The sequence below is a fragment of the Nonomuraea sp. NPDC050643 genome (assembly GCF_040654715.1).
GTDB lineage: Bacteria > Actinomycetota > Actinomycetes > Streptosporangiales > Streptosporangiaceae > Nonomuraea.
The window spans coordinates 32,014-51,551 of record NZ_JBFAIM010000075.1; the positions used below are offsets into that span (position 1 = coordinate 32,014).

At 69.6% G+C, this 19,538-nt stretch carries 18 protein-coding genes and 1 pseudogene; 5 read left to right on the forward strand and 14 right to left on the reverse strand.

The window, feature by feature from the left end; all coding sequences use genetic code 11:
- The first annotated feature begins 29 nt into the window (after positions 1–29).
- A complete protein-coding gene (locus AB0I15_RS55280; RefSeq protein ID WP_358115967.1) occupies positions 30–1,637 on the forward strand; it encodes a chitobiase/beta-hexosaminidase C-terminal domain-containing protein in 1,608 nt (535 codons plus the stop codon).
- Positions 1,638–1,746: 109 nt separating this feature from the next.
- Here AB0I15_RS55280 and AB0I15_RS55285 read toward each other — a convergent pair whose 3' ends face one another.
- The 8 genes from AB0I15_RS55285 to AB0I15_RS55320 all read right to left on the reverse strand — a co-directional run bounded on the left by AB0I15_RS55285 (position 1,747) and on the right by AB0I15_RS55320 (position 10,041).
- Positions 1,747–2,061 carry a hypothetical protein gene (locus AB0I15_RS55285; protein WP_358115970.1) on the reverse strand — a complete coding sequence of 105 codons (315 nt, stop codon included), beginning with the start codon at positions 2,059–2,061 and terminating at the stop codon, positions 1,747–1,749.
- Positions 2,062–2,379: 318 nt separating this feature from the next.
- Positions 2,380–3,288, reverse strand: a complete 909-nt coding sequence (locus AB0I15_RS55290; protein ID WP_358115973.1) for an SMP-30/gluconolactonase/LRE family protein — start codon at positions 3,286–3,288, stop codon at positions 2,380–2,382.
- A 131-nt stretch (positions 3,289–3,419) separates the two neighbouring features.
- Positions 3,420–5,213 (reverse strand): hypothetical protein, encoded by a 1,794-nt coding sequence (locus tag AB0I15_RS55295; protein WP_358115976.1) that lies wholly within the window; start codon positions 5,211–5,213, stop codon positions 3,420–3,422.
- 66 nt (positions 5,214–5,279) lie between these two features.
- A complete protein-coding gene (locus AB0I15_RS55300) occupies positions 5,280–6,950 on the reverse strand; it encodes a GAF domain-containing protein (RefSeq protein WP_358115979.1) in 1,671 nt (556 codons plus the stop codon).
- 57 nt (positions 6,951–7,007) lie between these two features.
- Entirely contained in the window at positions 7,008–7,457 is a 450-nt protein-coding gene (locus AB0I15_RS55305) for a pyridoxamine 5'-phosphate oxidase family protein (RefSeq protein WP_358115982.1), read from the reverse strand.
- A gap of 93 nt (positions 7,458–7,550) precedes the next feature.
- On the reverse strand, positions 7,551–8,291 hold the full coding sequence (locus AB0I15_RS55310; RefSeq protein WP_358115985.1) for an ABC transporter permease: 741 nt from the start codon (positions 8,289–8,291) through the stop codon (positions 7,551–7,553).
- On the reverse strand, positions 8,288–9,142 hold the full coding sequence (locus tag AB0I15_RS55315) for an ABC transporter permease (RefSeq protein ID WP_358115988.1): 855 nt from the start codon (positions 9,140–9,142) through the stop codon (positions 8,288–8,290). The genes AB0I15_RS55310 and AB0I15_RS55315 overlap by 4 nt, the downstream gene beginning before the upstream one ends.
- Entirely contained in the window at positions 9,139–10,041 is a 903-nt protein-coding gene (locus tag AB0I15_RS55320; RefSeq protein WP_358115991.1) for an ABC transporter ATP-binding protein, read from the reverse strand. Before AB0I15_RS55320 ends, AB0I15_RS55315 begins: the two co-directional genes overlap by 4 nt.
- A gap of 139 nt (positions 10,042–10,180) precedes the next feature.
- Between AB0I15_RS55320 and AB0I15_RS55325 the strand changes: the two genes are divergently transcribed.
- Both AB0I15_RS55325 and AB0I15_RS55330 read left to right on the forward strand, forming a co-directional pair.
- The gene (locus AB0I15_RS55325; RefSeq protein WP_358115994.1) at positions 10,181–10,930 is read left to right on the forward strand and encodes an HAD-IA family hydrolase; all 750 of its coding nucleotides are present in this window, start codon (positions 10,181–10,183) and stop codon (positions 10,928–10,930) included.
- Positions 10,927–13,221, forward strand: coding sequence for a glycosyl hydrolase family 65 protein (locus AB0I15_RS55330; RefSeq protein WP_358115997.1), 2,295 nt, complete (start codon positions 10,927–10,929; stop codon positions 13,219–13,221). Before AB0I15_RS55325 ends, AB0I15_RS55330 begins: the two co-directional genes overlap by 4 nt.
- A gap of 115 nt (positions 13,222–13,336) precedes the next feature.
- On the opposite strand, the gene AB0I15_RS55335 is transcribed toward AB0I15_RS55330, so the two are convergent.
- A complete protein-coding gene (locus AB0I15_RS55335; protein ID WP_358116053.1) occupies positions 13,337–13,642 on the reverse strand; it encodes a universal stress protein in 306 nt (101 codons plus the stop codon).
- A gap of 26 nt (positions 13,643–13,668) precedes the next feature.
- A pseudogene (locus tag AB0I15_RS55340) lies at positions 13,669–14,040 on the reverse strand (universal stress protein); the annotation flags it as partial.
- A 470-nt stretch (positions 14,041–14,510) separates the two neighbouring features.
- Between AB0I15_RS55340 and AB0I15_RS55345 the strand changes: the two are divergent.
- Positions 14,511–15,857 carry an aspartyl protease family protein gene (locus AB0I15_RS55345; RefSeq protein WP_358116000.1) on the forward strand — a complete coding sequence of 449 codons (1,347 nt, stop codon included), beginning with the start codon at positions 14,511–14,513 and terminating at the stop codon, positions 15,855–15,857.
- Between the two features lie 166 nt (positions 15,858–16,023).
- Here the strand turns inward: AB0I15_RS55345 and AB0I15_RS55350 are convergent, their stop codons facing one another.
- From AB0I15_RS55350 to AB0I15_RS55365, 4 genes are read right to left on the reverse strand one after another with little or no spacing between them, the layout of a single operon-like run.
- A complete protein-coding gene (locus tag AB0I15_RS55350; RefSeq protein ID WP_358116003.1) occupies positions 16,024–16,848 on the reverse strand; it encodes a DUF6192 family protein in 825 nt (274 codons plus the stop codon).
- Complete coding sequence (locus AB0I15_RS55355) at positions 16,845–17,072, reverse strand: hypothetical protein (RefSeq protein ID WP_358116062.1); 228 nt, start codon at positions 17,070–17,072, stop codon at positions 16,845–16,847. Before AB0I15_RS55355 ends, AB0I15_RS55350 begins: the two co-directional genes overlap by 4 nt.
- Positions 16,999–17,427 carry a universal stress protein gene (locus tag AB0I15_RS55360; RefSeq protein WP_358116056.1) on the reverse strand — a complete coding sequence of 143 codons (429 nt, stop codon included), beginning with the start codon at positions 17,425–17,427 and terminating at the stop codon, positions 16,999–17,001. Before AB0I15_RS55360 ends, AB0I15_RS55355 begins: the two co-directional genes overlap by 74 nt.
- Positions 17,397–18,275: a universal stress protein gene (locus AB0I15_RS55365; protein ID WP_358116006.1), complete on the reverse strand. Its 879-nt coding sequence runs from the start codon at positions 18,273–18,275 to the stop codon at positions 17,397–17,399. The genes AB0I15_RS55360 and AB0I15_RS55365 overlap by 31 nt, the downstream gene beginning before the upstream one ends.
- 375 nt (positions 18,276–18,650) lie before the next feature.
- On the opposite strand from AB0I15_RS55365, the gene AB0I15_RS55370 reads away from it, so the two are divergent.
- Entirely contained in the window at positions 18,651–19,529 is an 879-nt protein-coding gene (locus AB0I15_RS55370; RefSeq protein WP_358116009.1) for a universal stress protein, read from the forward strand.
- The last annotated feature ends 9 nt before the right edge of the window (positions 19,530–19,538 follow it).

Sequence of the window (19,538 nt, forward strand, 5' to 3'; positions counted from 1 at the left end):
ACATGCATGCCGGATCTCTCCCCTCCCTCGTGATCAGAGCCTTACGGCAGGCGTCCGGAGCGGTGACGGCGCCGCGCCTCGCCGTGGTGCTGCTCGCCGTGGCGCTTCCCGCGCTCTTCCTGTCGTCGGTCCAGGCCGCCACGCAGCCCCGTACGCAGCTCACCGCCACGCAGGCGGCGGACCAGGTGCTCACCTGGACCGCCGACGACAGCATGAACGCCTACAAGTCGGCGCCGGAATCGGCGACGGCGGGCCCCTCCACCATCGTCTTCGAGAACAGCGCGGCCACCGGCAACACCACCGGCATGACCCACACGCTGACGTTCGACACCTCCACCCCCGGCTACAACCACGACGTCAGCCTCAACATCATCGCCAGCCCCTTCGATTCCAACGGCGGCCGGCACATCGCCCAGGTGAACCTCACCCCCGGCAAGTACCGCTACACCTGCGTGATCCCCGGTCACGGCCAGATGACCGGCGAACTCGTCGTCACCGAAGGCGGGGGCGAGGACACGACCGCACCGCAGGTCTCCGCACAGGTGGCGGGTGACCAGGACGCGGACGGCAACTACGTGGGCGCGGCGACGGTGACGGTCTCGGCGAGCGACACCGAGTCCGGGGTGGACTCCGTGGAGTACGCGCTCGACGGCGGGGAGTTCGCGGCCTACTCGGCCCCGGTGTCGGTCAACCAGGTGGGGGCGCACACGGTGAGCTTCCGGGCCACCGACAAGGCGGGCAACACCTCGCCCGTGGACTCGGTGGAGTTCACGGTGGTGGCTCCGCAGGAGGAGGACACCACCCCGCCCGTGGTCACCGGGAAGGTGACCGGTGACCAGGACGCGGACGGCAACTACGTGGGCGCGGCGACGGTGACGGTCACGGCGAGCGACACCGGCTCCGGGGTCGACACCGTGGAGTACTCGCTCGACGGCCAGCCGTTCGCGGCGTACACGCAGCCGCTGTCGGTCAACCAGCCCGGCGCGCACACGGTGACCTTCCGGGCCACCGACAAGGCGGGCAACACCTCGCCCGTGGACTCGGTGAGGTTCACGGTGAAGGCCTCGCAGGAGGAGGACACCACCCCTCCGCAGGTCTCGGCGCAGCTGTCGGGCCGGCAGGACTCGGCGGGCAACTACGTCGGCTCGGCGACCGTGATGATCTCGGTGAGCGACACCGAGTCGGGGGTCGCCACGGTGGAGTACTCGCTCGACGGCGGGCCCTACACCGAGTACCCGTCCCCCGTGTCGGTCAACCAGGCGGGCGCGCACACCCTGTCGTACCGGGCCACCGACAAGGCCGGGAACACCTCGCCGGTGGCGACGCTGAGGTTCACCGTGGTGGCTCCGGAGAACGACACCACGCTGCCGCAGGTGTCGGCCGCGATCACCGGCACCCAGGACTGGGCCTGGAACTACGTCGGCTCGGCGACGGTGAAGCTGACGGCGAGCGACGTCGGCTCCGGGCTGGACACCGTGGAGTACTCGCTCGACGGCCAGCCGTTCGCGGCGTACACGCAACCGCTGACGGTCAACCAGCCCGGCGCGCACACCCTGTCGTACCGGGCCACCGACAAGGCCGGGAACATGTCGGTGGGCACGGCCAAGTTCATGATCGTGGAAGCCAGCGGCGAGTAGCGCCCGTCGCCGGGCAGGGGTGACGGGCCCCCGAGCGGCCGGTTCGTCAGCCGATGAGCGGCCCCGTCCAAGGACGGGGCCGCTCACGCATCAGGCCGCCCGAAGGCCGTCACCGACGCCTCGTCCGCGTGCACGACGAGCACCTCGGCCGGGCGCAGCTCGGCGATCCGGTCGGCGAGGCTCCCCCCAGGGCGTGGCCCCGCCCTGCGGCTGCGGCTGCGGCTGCGGCGGTACGGCCCGCCGCCCAGCCCTCCCGGTCCCAGGACGTGCGGATCGCGTGCGAGACCAGGTTCGGGAACATGCGCTCGACCGCCTGCTCCACCTCCTGTTCGCGGGCCGCCAGCACCGGCACCAGGTCGGTGCCCCGGCCGGCGCTCTCCTGCGAGACCGCACCCGCCGTGGCCTCGGCGAGCCGCTCCCCCATCCTGGAGGCGAACGCCGACAGGAACGACTGGCGGTCTGCGCCTGCACCAGCAGCGAGGTGAACAGCACCTCACCAACCGGTGGACAAGCGATGACAACTCCTCGAGATGGTCGCAGTCGCCGCCCTGATCACGCAGCAAAACCCCAGCTCACAGCACGAAACTGTATTTCCGAGCGGGACACCTTTCTACCAGGAACCAGGTTCCTCAGAGATCAGGTGCCCAGCAAACCGGGCCAACTCGGCCATGTTGCGGATGAACCGGTCGAACGTGATCCCCGATCTGGGGATAACGGACCTGCGTCGATCCGAAGATCATTTCTATCGCCAATTTCCGGACGCAGACTCCTCGGAGGCCGGTACAGCGACCCGCATGGCGAGCATGCTGCCCTCGCGCGCCGCCGTGCGGGCTTCCTCGTGGAAGTCCGGCGCGGCGCACGCGAACAGCGTCGCGCCTTCGGCCCCGCCGAGGGCGCACGCGTACACCGGCGAGCCCGGCTTGATCTCATCGGTGATCGTGCCGCCCTCGATCACCCGCACAAGCCGGTCGCCGATGGCGTCAGCGACCCACAAGCCGCCCTCAGAGTCGAGGCAGGCCCCGTCGCCGGCGACCCGCAACTGGGCGAGCGCCTGCGCGACGCCGCGGTCGGCGGGCAACGGCCCGAACTCCGCCCACGTCCGCCGGTTGACGAGGTCACCGTCGCCGGTCATGTCGAAGGCGGTGATGCGGTTGCCGAAGGTCTCCACGATCAGGAGCACATCGCCGGGGGTGATGACGCTTCCGTTGGGGAACCACAGGTCGTCAGCCACCTTTGTGACCTGGCCGTCAGGGTCGACGCAGTGCAGTGATGTCGGCTTCAACGGATCGCCGGCCATCAAGTCGAAGCCGAAGTTGCCCACATAGGCACGTCCGTGGCGGTCCACGACCATGTCGTTGAGATGCCCCGCGGCATGCTCGCCGAGATCGGCGTGGACCGAGAGCGTTCCGTCCAGCTCCCGGCGCAGGACCTTGCGGTCGCGCATGGAGACGATCAGCAGCCGTCCGTCGGGAAGCCAGCCCAGCCCAGAGGGCTGCTCGGGAACGTAGGCTTCCTCGCGCAGGTCAGACCCGTCCTCGCGCATGGAACGCACCCGGTAGGTGTAGAAGTCGGAGAACCAGAGCCGCCCATCGCGCCAGCGCGGCGCCTCCAGGAAGCAGAAGCCCTCGGCCACGGTGATCGTTTCCGTCATGGTCGTCCTCCTCGTGCAAGTGCCGATCCCGTGTGGGGTGTCGCGATCGTCGCGCTTGGTTCGCGGGCCGGCGGCTAGGCTGGACACGTGCCGATCGCGACCATCGCACCACGGACGTATGTTCCCCTCTGTCATCGCGGCTCGCCTGGCAAATGTCGTGTCGCGCGTGTACGGCGAGTTCGGAGCCGTTCCATCGTCTGATGGAGACCGGGGCTTTCGATGGCGACGATTGTCGCGAGCAGCACCGCATACAGCAGCTGGGTGGTGAAGTCGGGCAGGGCGGTGACCGCCACAAGCTGTGCGATCAGCGCCACCGACAGGGTTCCGGCCAGCAGCCCCAGCGGGCCGCCACGACCGCCGGCCAGCGACACTCCGCCGAGCAGCGCGGCCACGACGGAGAGGATCAGCGGCTGCAACCCCGGATCCGGGTTCGCCGAGGCGTAACTGTAGCCGAGCAGGGCACCGCCCAACGCCGCCAGCGTCCCCGACATTGTGAAGATCTCGACGATCCGCCGGTCCACGCCGACGCCAGCGACCCGGCTGGCCCGCCGGTCGCCGCCGATGGCCCGCAGCTCGCGCCCCAGCTTGGTGAAGCCCAGCACGATCGCAGCGATGAGGAAGGCCACGAGCGTCAACAGGCTTCGGGGCGAGAAGACACCAGCGATCGTCTGGTCGACCCACAAGGTCACATCGCCGTTGGCGTAGGTCTTGCTCAGCCCTCCGGACATCGCGTACGTCAGCCCCAGAAGGGCGATATAGGTCGCGAGCGTGACGGGCATGGATGGGATGCGAAGCCGGGCTATCAGGCCGCCCTGCATCGCGCCGACGCCGGCGCCAGCGGCCACGGCCGCCAGGACGCCCATGACCGGAGAGGTTTGGCCGGTGTGGACGGCGAGCATGCTGCCAAGCGCGTACGTCCCGGCGACCGACAGGTCGAACTCGCCGGCGATCATCGTGATCCCGATCGCGAGAGCCAGCATGCCGAGCTGGGCGAAGCCCTGCATCCACTCTTCCAGCATCGCCAGATGCCCGGGATTGTCGCGCACCCCGGACAGTGGCACCTGATGGGCCCGCCAGGTCCCCTCGACCGGAAGCCCGTCGACCTCGCGCGGCCCGGTCCAGCCCTTCGGCGTCCGCAGGATGATCATGGGCAGACGGGCCGCCCGGCCGTCCTTGTACGCGGCGATCTGGTCGAACACCTCGTCCAGTGTCCGCGCCATCTCCTCGTGGGACGGGCCGACGATGTGGGGGCGGTAGCCGTATCCTTCCATGAGATCGAGCAGCTCGGACTCGGGGATCCTGGCCAGCACGGTGGGGTTGGCGATCTTGTACCCGTTCAGGTGCAGGATGGGCAGCACCACCCCGTCGCGGTCGGGGTCGAGGAGCTTGTTGGAGTGCCAACTGGCGGCCAGCGGGCCGGTCTCCGCCTCACCGTCGCCGACCACGCAGGCCACGACCAGCCGCGGATTGTCGAAGGCCGCGCCGAACGCGTGCGCCAGCGAATAGCCCAGCTCGCCGCCCTCGTGGATCGACCCGGGCGTCTCCGGCGCGACGTGGCTCGGGATACCGCCAGGGAAGGAGAACTGCCGGAACAGCGTGCGCATACCGGCGGCGTCCTGGGAGACCTCGGGGTACGTCTCGGAGTAGGAGCCCTCCAGCCAGGCGTGCGCGACCGCGGCCGGGCCGCCGTGTCCGGGTCCGGCGATGTAGATCATCTCTTGGTCGCGCTCGGCGATGATCCGGTTGAGGTGGGCGAAACAGAAGTTCAGGCCCGGTGTGGTGCCCCAATGGCCCAGCAGGCGCGGCTTGATGTGCTCCGGCCGCAGCGGCTCGGTCAGCAGCGGGTTGTCCAGCAGGTAGATCTGCCCCACGGACAGGTAGTTCGCGGCACGCCAGTAGGCGTCGATGGACTGCAGCGTCGTCATGGTCCGATGATTTCCGGAACGCCCTGGGCCAACTAGGGACCTTGGTCCCAAGTTCCAGGGCCGATCTCACAAAGGAACCTGCCAGCGCAGCCGTGTGCCTTCCCCCTCGGGTGCCTCCAGTTCCGCCGTGCCGCCCAGCCGGACGGCGCGTTCCTCGATGTTGCGCAGGCCACTGCGGCGCCCGGCCTCCCCCACGCCGACGCCGTTGTCCGTGACCACGAGGGCAACACCGGTGTCCGCGACCTCCACAGAGACCTCCACCCGGCTGGCATGGGAGTGGCGGACCACGTTGGACAGGGCCTCACGCAGGACCGCCAGCAGGTGCTCGGCGACGGAATCGGACACCAAGGTGTCGATCTGGCCTTCCATCCGCAGGCCGGGCATGAAACCCAGGTGGCTGCCGGCGCCCTCGACCAGGTCCACGATCTGTCCGCGCAGGCTGGGCCCGGCGCCCTCAAGAGGGCCCTGCAGGGCGAAGATGGACGAGCGGATCTGCCGGATCGTCTCGTCCAGCTCATCGATCGCGTGCTGCAGCCGCTTGGACGCCTCCGGCCGCTCTACCAGCCGGACCGTGCTCATCAACGTCATCGCGGTCGCGAAAAGCCGCTGGATGACCACGTCGTGCAGATCCTTGGCGATGCGATCCCGATCCTCCAGCAGGCCGAGCCGTTCGGCGTCACGACGGGCCTCGGCCAATTCCAACGCGATCGCCGCCTGACCGGCGAAGGCGTGCAGCATCTGCTGATTCGCCGTGCTGAACGGCAGGCGCCCGCTCCGCTTGGTCACCGCGAGCACCCCGCGCACGCCGGGCGCCTTACCCAACGGGACCATGAGCCCAGGCCCGTAGCCCAGCCGCCGGAGCGGCGAGTCAGGGTAGGGGGCGCTCTGCAGGTCCGTTTCGGACATGGGCTCGCCCTGGGTGTACACATCACCCGCCAGCGTCGCCGACACCTCGAAGCCGACGCCGAGCAGCTCATCCGCGCCCTCGCCTTCGGCGACCTCCACCGTCAGCGAATGCCCCGCCGGGTCCGGCAGCAGCACCTGGACCAGGTCGGCGTCGCTCATCTCGCGGGCGCGGGCGGCCACCACGGTCAGCACCTGACGGGGGTCGGCGCCGGACAGCAGGCTCGTGGTCACCTCGGAGGACGCCTGCAGCCAGGTCTCGCGCCGCCGTGACTCGTCGTACAGGCGGGCGTTCTCCACGGCGACGCCGGCAGCGGTGGCCAGCGCGATCACGATGGCCTCATCCTCTTCGTCGAAATCGCCGCCGCCGCGTTTCTCGGTGAGGTAGAGGTTGCCGAACACCTCGTCACGCACCCGCACCGGGACACCCAGGAAGGTGCCCATGGGCGGGTGGCCTGGCGGGAAGCCGTAGGACTCGGGGTGGTCGGAGATGCGGCCGAGCCGCAGCGGGCGAGCGTCCTTGATCAGCAGGCCGAGCAGGCCCAGCCCGTGCGGCCAATGCTCGATGCGGGCGATCTCCTCCTCGCTCAACCCCACCGGAATGAACTGCAACAGCGTGTTGTCCTGGCCTACCACGCCGAGCGCACCGTAGCTGGCGTCCACCAGCCGGGTCGCGGTCTCCACGATCCTGCGCAGCACGGTCTCCAGATCCAGGTCACTGCCCACCGAGACCACCGCTTCGAGCAGCGCGTGCACCCGGTCCCGGGTGGCCAGCACGGCGTTCAGCCGCACCTGCAGCTCGGCCAGCAGCTCATCAAGCCGCATTTGCGGCATCAACGGACGATGCTCACTCTCCACATCGATCAGTCTCGCACCAGGACAGCCGGACTCCTAGCCCGATCGGCTAGGACCACCGTCTCTGTCCTCCGGGACAGAGGCCGGGACCAGCTCGAAGCCGGTGATGATCTCCGGACGGATCCGGATCACCTGCTCCATCTCCCCCGCCACCCAGGGGCGCAGAACGTCCTTGTAGTGGGCCACCTCCCCCGGATCCTGCACCAGCCGGGCGACACCCGTGACCACCACACTCCAGCCGAGGCGCTGCTCGACGTCCAGTTCGTCCGCTTCGAAGGCCACCACCGGCTCGAATGCGGCAAGCTCCGCACTCAGGACGGTGCCGGGGCTGGAGCGGATGACGATCTGCCCGTCGACGACGATGTGGTTCACCGGCCGGATGGCCGGGAGTGCGTGGCGGGTGAACACGACCCGTCCGAGCGGCACGCTGGCCAGCAGCCGGAGGCAGTCCCCCGCGGACAGTTCCTTGAGATCACGGCCGGTCATGCCACCGGACCGCCTGTCGTTCTGAAAATCACCACAACAGCGTGAAGCATCAACGACATGGAGAAATAGGGTCCAAGGTCCCTTCTTCCCACGCTAGGACGCGACGTCAGGTCGCATCCGGACGACGGCACGCGGCCATCCTTCCCTGACGGCGAGCACCACGGCTCCGGCCAGCGCCCAGACGGTCACCACGGCCAGGTCCGTCCACGGCCACGGCCGTCCCGCCGGGTCCAGCACGGCGAGGAGCGTGTGGGAGACGTGCCTGAGCGGGAAGACCTCGCCGATCGTGCGCAGAACGCCAGGCAGCTCGCCGCCGATGACGAACACGTCGGACACGAAGGCCAGCGGCAGGAAGGTGCCGAGCGCGATCGCGTTGACGGTCTGCTGCCTGGCCGTGAACGCCACCACGACGGCACCGAGAACCGCGAAGCACACGCCTCCCATGACGATCGCAATGAGCAGCCCGGGAATCATGCCGGGAGCGACCCTGACGCCGTAGCCGAGCGCGCCCACCACAACCAGCACGACGGCGGTGGCCAGGGTGACCAGAAGCGCGGTGGTGAGGTTGCCCGCGTGATAGGCCCACCCCGGGAGCGGGGTCCCGGCCAGCCGTTTGAGCACCCCGCGCTCGCGGTCCCCGGCGATGGTCTCGGCAACGTTGACGTAGCAGGCCACTCCCACCGTGTACGTGATCATCGCGGCGAGCATGAACACCGGCAGCCGCACCCCCGCCACCCGCGCCTCGCCGAAGATCAGCGAGATCAGCGCCAGCAGCAGCACAGGCAGGACCAGCGTGAAGAACGCGGACGACAGGTCGCGGCGCAGCCTGATCACCGCATGCTCCGCTGACCGGCCGGCAGCCGCCAGGGCGCCGGCCGGCCCTGCCGCCGCCGGACCGGGCCGCGCGTCGCAGGGGCCGTCGTCTGCCGGGCCGCAGGCCGCTCCCAACGGAAGCGCCACACGGCCACCGCCGCGCCGCCGACACCCCAGGCCGTCAGCACCGCCAGGTGGCCGGCGGAGAAGCCCGGGCCGGTCAGGAACGGGTTCATGGCGTCGCGGACGGCGTTGGCCAGGTGCCGCAGCGGAAAGACCCAGCCCACGACGTCCAGCCAGGCCGGGAGCCGGGCACCCACGAGGATGATGTCGGAGATGAAGGCCAGCGCCAGCAGCAGCCCCGTACCGACCAGTCGCACGGCCGCCGCGTTGCGCACCAGAGCGACCACGGCGAGGCCGAGCACGGTGAAACACGCCGCGCCGACCAGCAGGGTGAGCAGCAGCGCGGGCAGCGTACGCCAGACCATCTGCACGTCGTAGAAGACGACGCCCACGGCCAGCAGCATGGCCACCGTCACCGCCGCGATCACCATCGACGCCCCGGCCAACCCCGCGAGCACCGCCGAGGCTGGCACCGGCGTGCCGCGCAGCCGCTTGAGCCAGCCGCGATCGCGCAGATCGGCCAGGCGGATGGCCAGGGCGCCGAAGCAGCTCTGAGCGACGCCGAACACCGCCATGACCGGGATGACGAACTGCATCACCCGCACGCCCGAGCCGGGCTGGACGGCCTGGTCGCCCACCGCGGCGCCCACGATCACCGTCATCAGCAGCGGCATCGCGACGGTGAAGACGGTCGCCATCGGGCTGCGGGCGAAGGACACGGTCTCATGCCGGACCAACCGTGCGATCATGATGTCACCTCGTTCACCAGGTCGAGATAGACGTCCTCCAGCGACGGCCGGGCCAGCGCCAGCGAGGCCAGCTCGGTGCCACGCTCCAGCGCCCAGCCGGTCAGCGCGTGCATGTCGCGGGCGGGCTCGACGGTCTCGAGTGACACGGCGGCTCCGTGTGCTTCGAGGCGGCCGGTGAGAGCCGGCAGCTCGGCGAAGGCGGTTCCCTCGGGCAGGCGGAAGGACAGCACGCTGGCGCGCCCGGCCGCGATGAGCGTGTCCGGGGCGCCGGAGGCGACCACACTACCCGCGCGCAGCACCGCGACCCGGTCGGCCAGATGCTGGGCCTCGTCCATGTAGTGGGTGGTGAGCAGGATGGTCGTGCCGGACGAGCGCAGGCCGTCGATCAGCTCCCAGGCGTGGTGTCTGGCCGAGGGGTCGAAGCCGGTGGTGGGCTCGTCCAGGAACAGCAGCTCCGGACACCCGACGAGGCCGAGCGCCAGGTCCAGCCGGCGACGCTGCCCGCCGGACAGCGTACGTACGCGGGCGTCGCGCTTGTCCTTGAGACCCGTCTGCTCGATGACGTCGTCCGGGTCGCGCGGATGCGGGTAGAAGCCGGCGTACAGCCGGACCAGTTCGAAGACGGAGAACTCCTCCTCGAACCCGGCTTCCTGCAGCACGATCCCGATGCGCTCCCGGTAGCCGCGCCCGCCGGTGGCCGGGTCGAAACCCAGCACCGACACATGACCGGCGTCGCGCCTCCGGTGTCCCTCCAAGATCTCCACCGTCGTCGTCTTTCCCGCGCCGTTCGGCCCGAGCAGCGCGAACACCTCTCCACGCTCGACGGTGAAGCTCACATGGTCGACGGCTTTGACCCCCGCGTAGTCCTTGCTCAGTTCCTCTACGATCACCGCGGACATGTCGGCTCCTTCCGGTCCGACCTCCAGCGTTATCCGCGCTCATCGGGTGAGGCAGGGCCGAAAGGCATGCCGTTCGGCCCTGGATGCCGGGGTCCAAGGGCCCTGTCTGCGGCAGATGCGGGTGGGTACCGTCCTCGGTATGGCCGCCCTTGACCTGACGAGGCTGCGGGCCGTGATCTTCGACACCGATGGCGTCGTCACCGACACGGCCCGGGTGCACGCCGCCGCGTGGAAGCACGTGTTCGACGGCTTCCTGCGCGGCCGGTCCGCCCCTTTCGACATCCGCGACGACTACCTGCGCCATGTGGACGGCAGGCCGCGGCTCGACGGAGTGCGCACGTTCCTGGCCTCCCGCGGCATCACGCTGCCCGAGGGCGGTCCCGGTGACGAACCGGGCGCACCGACCGTGCACGGCCTTGGCCTGGCCAAGGACGCGCTGTTCGTCGAGCGGATCGCCCGGCACGGGGTGGCCGCCTTCCCTTCGACCGTCGCCTTCCTGCACGAGTTGCGGCGGCGCGGCTGCCGTACCGCGGTGGTGTCGGCCAGCCGGCACTGCCGCATGGTCGTCACCTCCGTCGGCCTGATGCGCCTGTTCGACGTGGTGGTCGACGGTAACGACTCGGCACGGCTCGGTCTGCCCGGCAAGCCCGATCCGGCGCTCTTCCTCGAAGCCGCCCGGCGGCTGGAGATGGCCGCAGACGACGCGGCGATCGTGGAGGACGCGCTGCCCGGCGTGGAGGCGGGCCGCAGGGGCGCGTTCGCCCTGGTCGTCGGGGTGGACCGCAGCGGGTCCCAGGAGGCGGCGATGCGCCGGGCCGGAGCGGATGTCGTCGTGGCGGACCTGGCTGAGCTGGCCGTGACGGGGCGTGTCCCCGTGAGGTCGCGATGAACCCGTGGACGCTGGCCTACGAGGGGTTCGACCCTGCCTCGGAAGGGCTGCGCGAGGCGCTGTGCACGCTGGGCAACGGCCGGTTCGCCACGCGCGGGGCCACGCCGGACGGCCGGATCCGCACGCCGGGCACCTACCAGGCGGGCTGCTACGACCGGCTGGCCTCCAAGGTGGCGGGCCGGACGGTGGTCAACGAGGACCTGGTCAACCTGCCCGACTGGTTGCCGCTGACGTTCGCCACACCGGGCACGGACTGGTTCAACCCCGAGCGGGCCGACCTGCTCGACTACGTCCAGCGGCTCGACCTGCGGCACGGGGTGCTGCTCCGGGAGTTGCGCTGGCGCGACGAGCAGGGCCGCATCACCCGGGTACGGCAACGCCGCCTGGTCTCCATGGCCGAACCCGCCCTCGCCGCCCTGGAGACGACCTTCACCGCCGAGAACTGGTCGGGCCCGCTCCGCGTCCGGGCCACCCTGGACGGGCGGGTGACCAACAGCGGCGTCGCTCGTTACCGTGACCTGCGCGGCGACCACCTGACCGGCCACGCCACCGGCGTCCAGGACGGGCTGACCTGGCTGACCACGACCACCCGCTCCTCTCGTATCACCGTCGCGCTCGCCGCGCGCATCGACGCACCCGCCCCCGGCTCCACTTCCGAGGAGTCCGACCGCATCGCCACGGAACACGTGCTGGACGCCCTCGAGGGCACGCCGGTGACGCTCACCAAGGTCGTCGCCCTGCTGACCTCGCGCGATCCCGCCGTCCACGACCCGCTCTCCGCCGCCCTGCGACGGGCACGGGCGGCCACCGGCTTCGCGGAGCTGCTGGACGCGCACGAGACGGAGTGGGAGCGGCTGTGGGAGCGAGCCGGTCTGGACGTGGACGGGCCGGAGCTGTCCCAGATCGTCCACCTGCACGTCTTCCACCTGTTGCAGACGCTGTCCCCGCACACCGCCGACCTCGACGCCGGGGTTCCCGCCCGCGGCCTGCACGGTGAGGCGTACCGCGGGCACGTGTTCTGGGACGAGCTGTTCGTCCTGCCGTGGCTGAACCTGCGCTTCCCGGAGATCTCGCTCGGCCTGCTGCGCTACCGGTGGCGCCGCCTGCCCGAGGCCAGGGCCGCCGCCCGGGAGGCGGGATTCGGCGGCGCGATGTTCCCCTGGCAGAGCGGCAGCGACGGCCGCGAGGAGACCCAGACCTACCATCTCAACCCCGAGTCGGGCCGCTGGCTGCCCGACGTCTCCCACCTGCAGCGCCACGTCGGCCTGGCCATCGCCTACAACGTGTGGCAGTACCATCTGGCCACCGGCTCCCTGCCGCCCTGGTGCGCGGAGCTCCTGCTGGACATCGCCAGGTTCTTCGCCTCGCTCGCCGTGCTCGACCCGGCCTCAGGCCGGTACGAGATCCACGGCGTCATGGGCCCCGACGAATACCACACCGCCTACCCGGGCGCCGACTCCCCCGGCCTGGACAACAACGCCTACACCAACGTCATGACCGTGTGGCTGCTGTCCCGCGCGCTCGAACTGGGCCAAGCCCGCCCCGAGGAGGCCGCCCACTGGGACGACATCACCCGGCGCATGCGGATCGACTTCCACGACGGCGTCATCAGCCAGTTCACCGGCTACGCCGAACTCGACGAGCTGTCCTGGGAGCGCTACGAGGGTGTGCGCCGCCTGGACCGCGCACTCGAAGCCGACGGCCACGACATCAACCGCTACAAGGCCTCCAAACAGGCCGACACGCTCATGCTGTTCTACCTCCTCACCGCCGACGAACTGCTGGCGATCCTGGACCGGCTCGGCTACCCGGCCGAGCCCGGCCTGATACCGCGAACGATCACCTATTACCTGGACCGCACCAGCCACGGCTCCACCCTCAGCGCCGTCGTCCACGCCTGGGTCCTCGCCCGCTCCGACCGGGCCCGCTCCTGGCAGTTCTTCGCCGAAGCACTGATCAGCGACGTCCACGACGTCCAGGGCGGCACCACCGCCGAGGGCATCCACCTGGGCGCCATGGCCGGCACGCTCGACATGCTGCAACGCTGCTACCTGGGCCTGGAACCGCGACCCGACGGCCTGCACCTCAACCCGCTCCTGCCCGACCGGCTCGGCGCGCTGTCTCTGCCGCTCCTGTTCCGCGGACGCCGGCTCACCATCGAGGCCGACCAGGAGAACACACGCGTCAACGGCATCACCCTGCCTCAAAGTTCCGGCCTGACCCTCACGGGAAGAGGAAATGATCACGACCGGCGATCGTGGCCTCGGATGCCGCCTGGGCCATCACGGTGATCGGTCCGGTCCCACCGCACGGCACCGAGTTCACCGAAGCCGGCGACCGAGCCCGCTTGCCGTGATGACGCCACGGCCCCGGCCGCGTCCGGTGCCGTTCTCCGGATCCTTCGGTTCACGCCTGCTCCCGCCTCGGCCTCACCACCGCGACCGGGCATGTCACGTGGTGCAGCACGCCGTGGCTGACGGAGCCGAACACGGCCGAGGCGAAGCCACCCCGCCCGCGTGATCCGACCCCCACCAGGTCCGCCGAGGCTCCGGCCTCGGCCAGGACGGGCACGGGATGCCCGAACACCTGCAGGTCGATGATCTCGACGTCGGGATTCTTCTCACGCCAGGGCACCACGCGCTCGGCCGCGGCACGGACAGGCTGCCGTAAACGGCCGCGTACGGCGAGAAGAGCGGCAGTTGCCAGGCGCAGAGGACGTGCAGCGGAACGGCACGGGCCCTGGCCTGCTCGATGGCGTACTCCATGGCGGCCTCGGAGTGCGCGGAGCCGTCGTAGCCGACGACCACCTGCCCGTGTTGCACTACGGAAGGACCACGCACGATCACGACCGGAGCATCGGCGCGCCCAGCCACGGCCAGGCCGACCGAGCCGACCACCATCCCGGCGAACCCGCCAAGCCCGCGGCTGCCCAGCACCACGCTGTCGGCGGACGCGGACTCCCCGATCAAGGTCCCGATGGAGTTGCCGCACAGCGCCGCTGTGGTGACCTCGACGTCACGTGTCAGTGCACGCGCCCGGTCGGCCGCTGCGGTAAGCGTTCCGGCGTCGTACTCCGTGCCGTCCGGGGCGTACGGCCACTGCTCGCACACGTGCAGGATCCCGCAAGCTCAATCCCCTGCGCTGGGCGTCGGCGGCGGCCTACTCCACGGCTGCTGTCGCAGGTGCCGAACCGTCCACGCCGACCACGATGTGCCTGGCCATCACACGCCTCCTTTCCGAGGAGCTCTCATCTTCAGCCTCGCGTCGCAGCGACCCCGGAACCCGGGGACAAGGTCCTGGATAAGGGGGTCGTTGGTCCTTGTCGTCTGTTCGCTCCCTGAGAAGGTGTCTTCAATCCCGTTAATGATCTTTCCTTGCCGCTTTGGGCGGGGGTTAAAGACTTTTGGCAGAGTGCCTCCTGCTCGCTCGATGCAGCCAAAGGCGGACGGTAACGCGGAGGAAACCGCAGAGCTGATTTCCTGACGCAGACCTCCGCCCGGTCTCCCTACACCGCGACCGCCGGGGAAGAGCGGGCCGGGCAGGTCGCCGCTGAAATCTCCAAGACTCTCAGGAGCTGGCCATGCACGGGGAAGAGACTTCTTTGGGACTGGATCGACGACAGTTCCTGCAACGCGCGGGGCTGGTCGCCGGCGTAGGTGCGGCGCTGCCGCTGCTGGGCACGGGTGGCGCGCGCGCCACCGCCGCCGCTCCGTGGTCCGCCGACGACTCTGACCAACTGTTCAAGGACGGCCACTTCAAGCGTGCCGAGCAAGGTTACCGGCGTCGGCTGAAGGAGGACGCCGACGACGCGCGGGCCGCCGCGCAGGTCGGCTACATCGCTCTGCTGTCCAACCGGTTCGCCGACGCTGAGAAATTTCTCAGACGCGCCGTCAGCCTGAAGCCCGACGACGAGTTCTCCCTCTACCAGCTCGCGGACTGCTACGTCCGCCAGGACCGGCTGTCGGAAGCCGTACCCTGGCTGCGCAAACGCGGCGAGCTGACCGGCTCGCAGACCGACCTCGCCCACGCCAAGCTGTACGAGACGATCCGGGGCACCCCCTGGCAGGTGCACGGCCCGCAGACCACCCGGATCCCCTTCCTCGGGCTGGAACCCCTGCCCCACATGATGGTCTCCATCAACGGGACACAGCCGAGGATCTTCCAGCTCGACACGGGCGCGACGACGGCCGGCCTCAGCATGCAACTGGCGAAGGAGGCCGGCCTGGAGGTGATCTCCGAGAGCAGGGGAAGCGCCGACGGACAGCAGTTCACGATGTACTACGGCATCGCCAAGTCGGTACGTATCGGCGACCTCGAGGTCCGCAACGCGCCCGTCCACTGGAACGAGGCCGACCGGCCGGACCTGCCCGACGGCACCGAGGCGCAGGGCACCATCGGCACCGTGCACTTCTACCATTTCCTGACCACCATGAACTACGGCCACCAGCAGTTCGTCATGCGCCGCAAGACCGAGGGCAACCTGCGCAGGTTCCGTGCCGAGGCCGCCCGGCTCAAGGGCGACGTCCTGCCGCTGTGGCTGGCGAAAGACCATTTCCCCTGCACGGTGGGCTCGCTCAACGACTTCGGGCCCCGGGTCGTCACCTTCGACACCGGCGGCCCCGGCCGAGGCATCGGCACCTCCCTCGACTTCGCCGAACGCGCCGGCATCGAGCTTGGCGAGCCCGAGCAAGGCAGGGGCGGGGTTCGCTACCCCATCGCTCCCGAGCAGATCAGCCTCGGCAAGGCGACGAGGCGGCGGGTCAAGGGATGGGCGGAGGAAAAGCCCAAGGTCGGCGCCGGGATGAAATTCGACACGATCGCCAACTTCACCCACGACTTCTTCAAGCCGTTCGCCATCACCTTCGACTACACCCACATGAACCTGTACGTCACGGGCGACTCCATGAACCCGGACACGGGCCGGTAGGGAGCGACCGCAAATCTCTCCCGATCGCTGGTGTGCTGACACTGACCTGCCCCGTCTCGTGACCCGGCGGGCCATGCTGGAGGGCGGAGCCACCGAGCAGGACCATGAGGTGTCAGACTTCTCTGCGTCGTTCGGGCCCATCACGGCCGCCTGAGCGCGCATACCCTCAGGCGGCCTGCGGCGCAGAGGCTGGCTTTCGGGTCCATGCGGGCGGCCGTTTCCTGGTCAGTCGCCTGGTCATGAGCGTGATCGAGGCAACGGTCAGGTGTGCTTCGCTGTGCGAGGGCTTGCGTTCGAAGTCGATCACATTGCGGCGAGCGTTCATCAGCCAAGACAGGGACCTCTCGACAATCCAACGTCTCGCGAGCACTTTGAACCCGGTCTGACCAGGCCGTTTAGTCACGATCTTCATGGTGAGGTGCAGAAAGCGGCGGGCCCACTCCACCAGCGTCCCGGCGTAGGCGCTGTCGCCCCAGATGAGGGTGAGCTGCGGGTGCAGCATCCGCAGCCGGGCCAGGCCCTCGTCCAGGCTCACGTCGCCGGAGGTGACGGCCGCCTCCAGCCAGTCGGCGGTCGCGCGCACCCGGCCGAGATTGCGCGCCACGACGGCCTTCTCCTCGGCGGTGAAGGCGTGCCCGCGCAGCGTCGGCAGCACCCGGCCCACCGTGGCCACGAACACCGAGCACGCGCCGACCAGTTCGATGAGGTCGCGGCTGCGCTCCATCCGGGGCAGCGCCGGGGTGCGCTCCACCTTCTGCTGCACCGAGGTGGTGTCGGCGAACTTCTGGTCGACGGCCTGCTTGGCGGCCGTGTCGGTCCACCGGTGCGTCTGGGTGCGCCTGTCCAGCGGCGGCTTGGTGATGCGCTCCCACCGCTCCTCATCGTCGCGGAGCGAGGCCAGCGTCTTGTGAATGTAGTACGGGACCCTGTGCCGGCGGTGCTGAGCCGGCCAGCGGGAGGCCACCCAGCGATAGGTCTCCAGAGTCTTCACCGCAATCGCGAGATCGTCGGCGAACATCTGCAGGAATCCAAGACGCCGAACAGCGCCTCGCCCCGGTCCGGGTGCGCGCCGCCGTGCGGCTGCATCGGCTCGATTTCCAGCGCCAGGTCTCCGAGCTCGAACTGGGAACGGGCCTGGAGTTCAACCAGTTCCCGGCCGCGAGTGATGATCTGTTCGTACCGCTCTTGGCTGACGTGACCGATCATGGTCGGCATGGTCCGTTCTCCCCTCGCACGCGACGTACGGGACAACGGCGGGATACGGACCACCAACACCAAGCATCCTATTGACCACGTCTAGTGACAATCCCTGGCGAACAAGGTCTTCTTGGCCTTCCCTAACGATCATTAAACGGGGATCAGAGACACCCTCTGATGCATGCACCACGGAGACCGGGCACGACGCGCGATGCGCCATGGCCTGGCTCACCGAGCCGAGCAGCAGCCCTCTGGCCTCTCCCAAACCGTGGACACCAACCACCAGTAGGCGCGCCGCCCTGATGAGGCGGGTCCGCGTGTTCTCTACAGTTGCAGGAAGGACTAATAAGAGCGGACCACCGCGACGGGGCAGCGGGCGTGGTGAAGCACCCCTCTGCTGACCGACCCGAGGAACAGCGAGCCGAGCGAGCCACGCCCATGGGAGCCGACGACGATCAGGTCGCACGCGGTGCTGGTGAGCGCGTCCACGGGATGCGCGTTCTGGACATTCTCAACGAGCTTCACGTCGGGATACCTCGCCTGCCACGCTGCGATGCGCGTCCTGACGACTTCACACCGGGCAGCGCGGACCTCGCCCAGGTCGTAAGTGATCTCCGGGGCGAAGGCGTGCACCGGGACCTGCCAGGCGTGGATCAGGCGCAGCGTGGCACCACGCAGCCTGGCCTGCTCGAAGGCGTAGCCGAGTGCCGGATCGCTGGTGTCTGAGTCATCGACGCCGACCCCGATCTCACCGATCTTCTCGTGCGGCTCGGCACGCACGACGACCACGGGGCGCTCGGCCTGCCCGGCCACCTCCATGGTGACCGATCCGAGCAGGGCCCCGGCGAACCCGCCCAGCCCTCGATTACCGATGACCAGCTCACTCGCCTCCTGCTCGCGCAGGACAGCCGCAGGCACACCCTCGGCCAACCGGGTGCTCACCTCCACAGCCGGCTGTCGGGTGCGCGCGGTCGTCTCGGCCGCCCGCAACACCTTGCCCGCCGCCTCGCGCAGCAGATCCTCCTGATCGGAAACCGGGAAGCTGGTGATGTCGTACGGCCGCCGATCCAGGACGTGCACGATGCGCAACTCGGCGCCCGTCCGAAGCGCGTCGTCGGCGGCCCACTCGACCGCCGCGGCGCTGGGAGCCGAACCGTCCACGCCCGCAATGATCAGACCAGCCATGATGTCCCCCTCCCCCTGGGCGTCGGGGCGGCCCACTCCACTTCCACCTTCCCAAAACCGACATAACGACACGATGGGGCGAAATCCCCAGGTCCGCTCAAGCCCTACCGGAGACCCTGGGGTGCCATCGCCAGAGTCTGACCCGATACAGCCGAGGTCGGGCGCGCACCATGCGAAAGCCGAGACCACGGAAACCCGTGGTTTCAGGCCTGGCCCCGGAAATGCGCCGGGGGGCGCGCGCAACGCTCTCGAACGAAGACCGCCCTGGTCAGAGGGATATCGCCTCCGTACGGGGGTAGCCGTCCTCGGGAAACCCGCAGAGGCCGGGGCGATGGCTATCACGGTAAGTGAACACGTCGACGGGGCCCTTGGCCGCCGCCAGTCTCCGGCAACGGATGCGAGGTGAAAGCCGTGGTTGAGCTCCACCGAGTGGTCGTGGGTTACGACGGCTCGGATTTCTCGATGCAGGCCCTGGATTGGGCGCTCGACGAGTGTGAGCTGAGGAGGTTGCCGCTGACGATCACCCACGCGTGGCGCTGGCCCTACGGCGAGGCGGCCGAGGAGGCCAAGCTGCACCTGCGTAAGGCCGCCGAACATGTTCTCTGCCATGGCGCCGAATGTGCGCGCGCCTCCAGCACGCTGACCGATGTCCAGACGGATCTGTACGAGGGATCACCCGCCGAACGCATCGTCGCGTTGTCGGCGGGCGCGGACCTCGTCGTCCTCGGTTCTCGAGGCCTGGGCACCCTGGCCAGGTCGGTTGTGGGCTCGGTCGCCACCTACGTCGCGGCCCGCACGCAAGCCCCGGTGATCATCGTACGTGGCCCCGGCCCGCTGCCCACGCCGACTCATCCGGGCCCCGTGGTCCTCGGCTTGAGCCCGGCCACACCGGATACGGCGCTGCAGTTCGCCTTCGACGAGGCCGCTCTGCGCCGGCTCCGGCTGGTGGCCGTGCACGCCGTCCACCTCCAGACCATGGCATGGGGAGTGGCGATGGCGCCCGTACCCGACGTCGAAACCGTCACCTGGACGGGGCGGCAACGGATGGAGGAACGCCTGGCCCCCTGGCACGACCGGCATGCGGAGATCCACGTGGAGGTGCACGCCGTCATCTCCCCGGCCAAGGAAGCCCTGCGCACCGCGTCGGCCCAGGCGAGCCTTCTCGTCGTCGGTGCGGAGCGGACCCGGCACCACGGCCGCCTGAGCACGGTGGTCAGAGCGGTGGCCGAGCACGCCGTCTGCCCCGTCGCCGTCGTCCCCGGCCTTCTAGACGACCGTCCGAACAGATGAGGGCGAGCA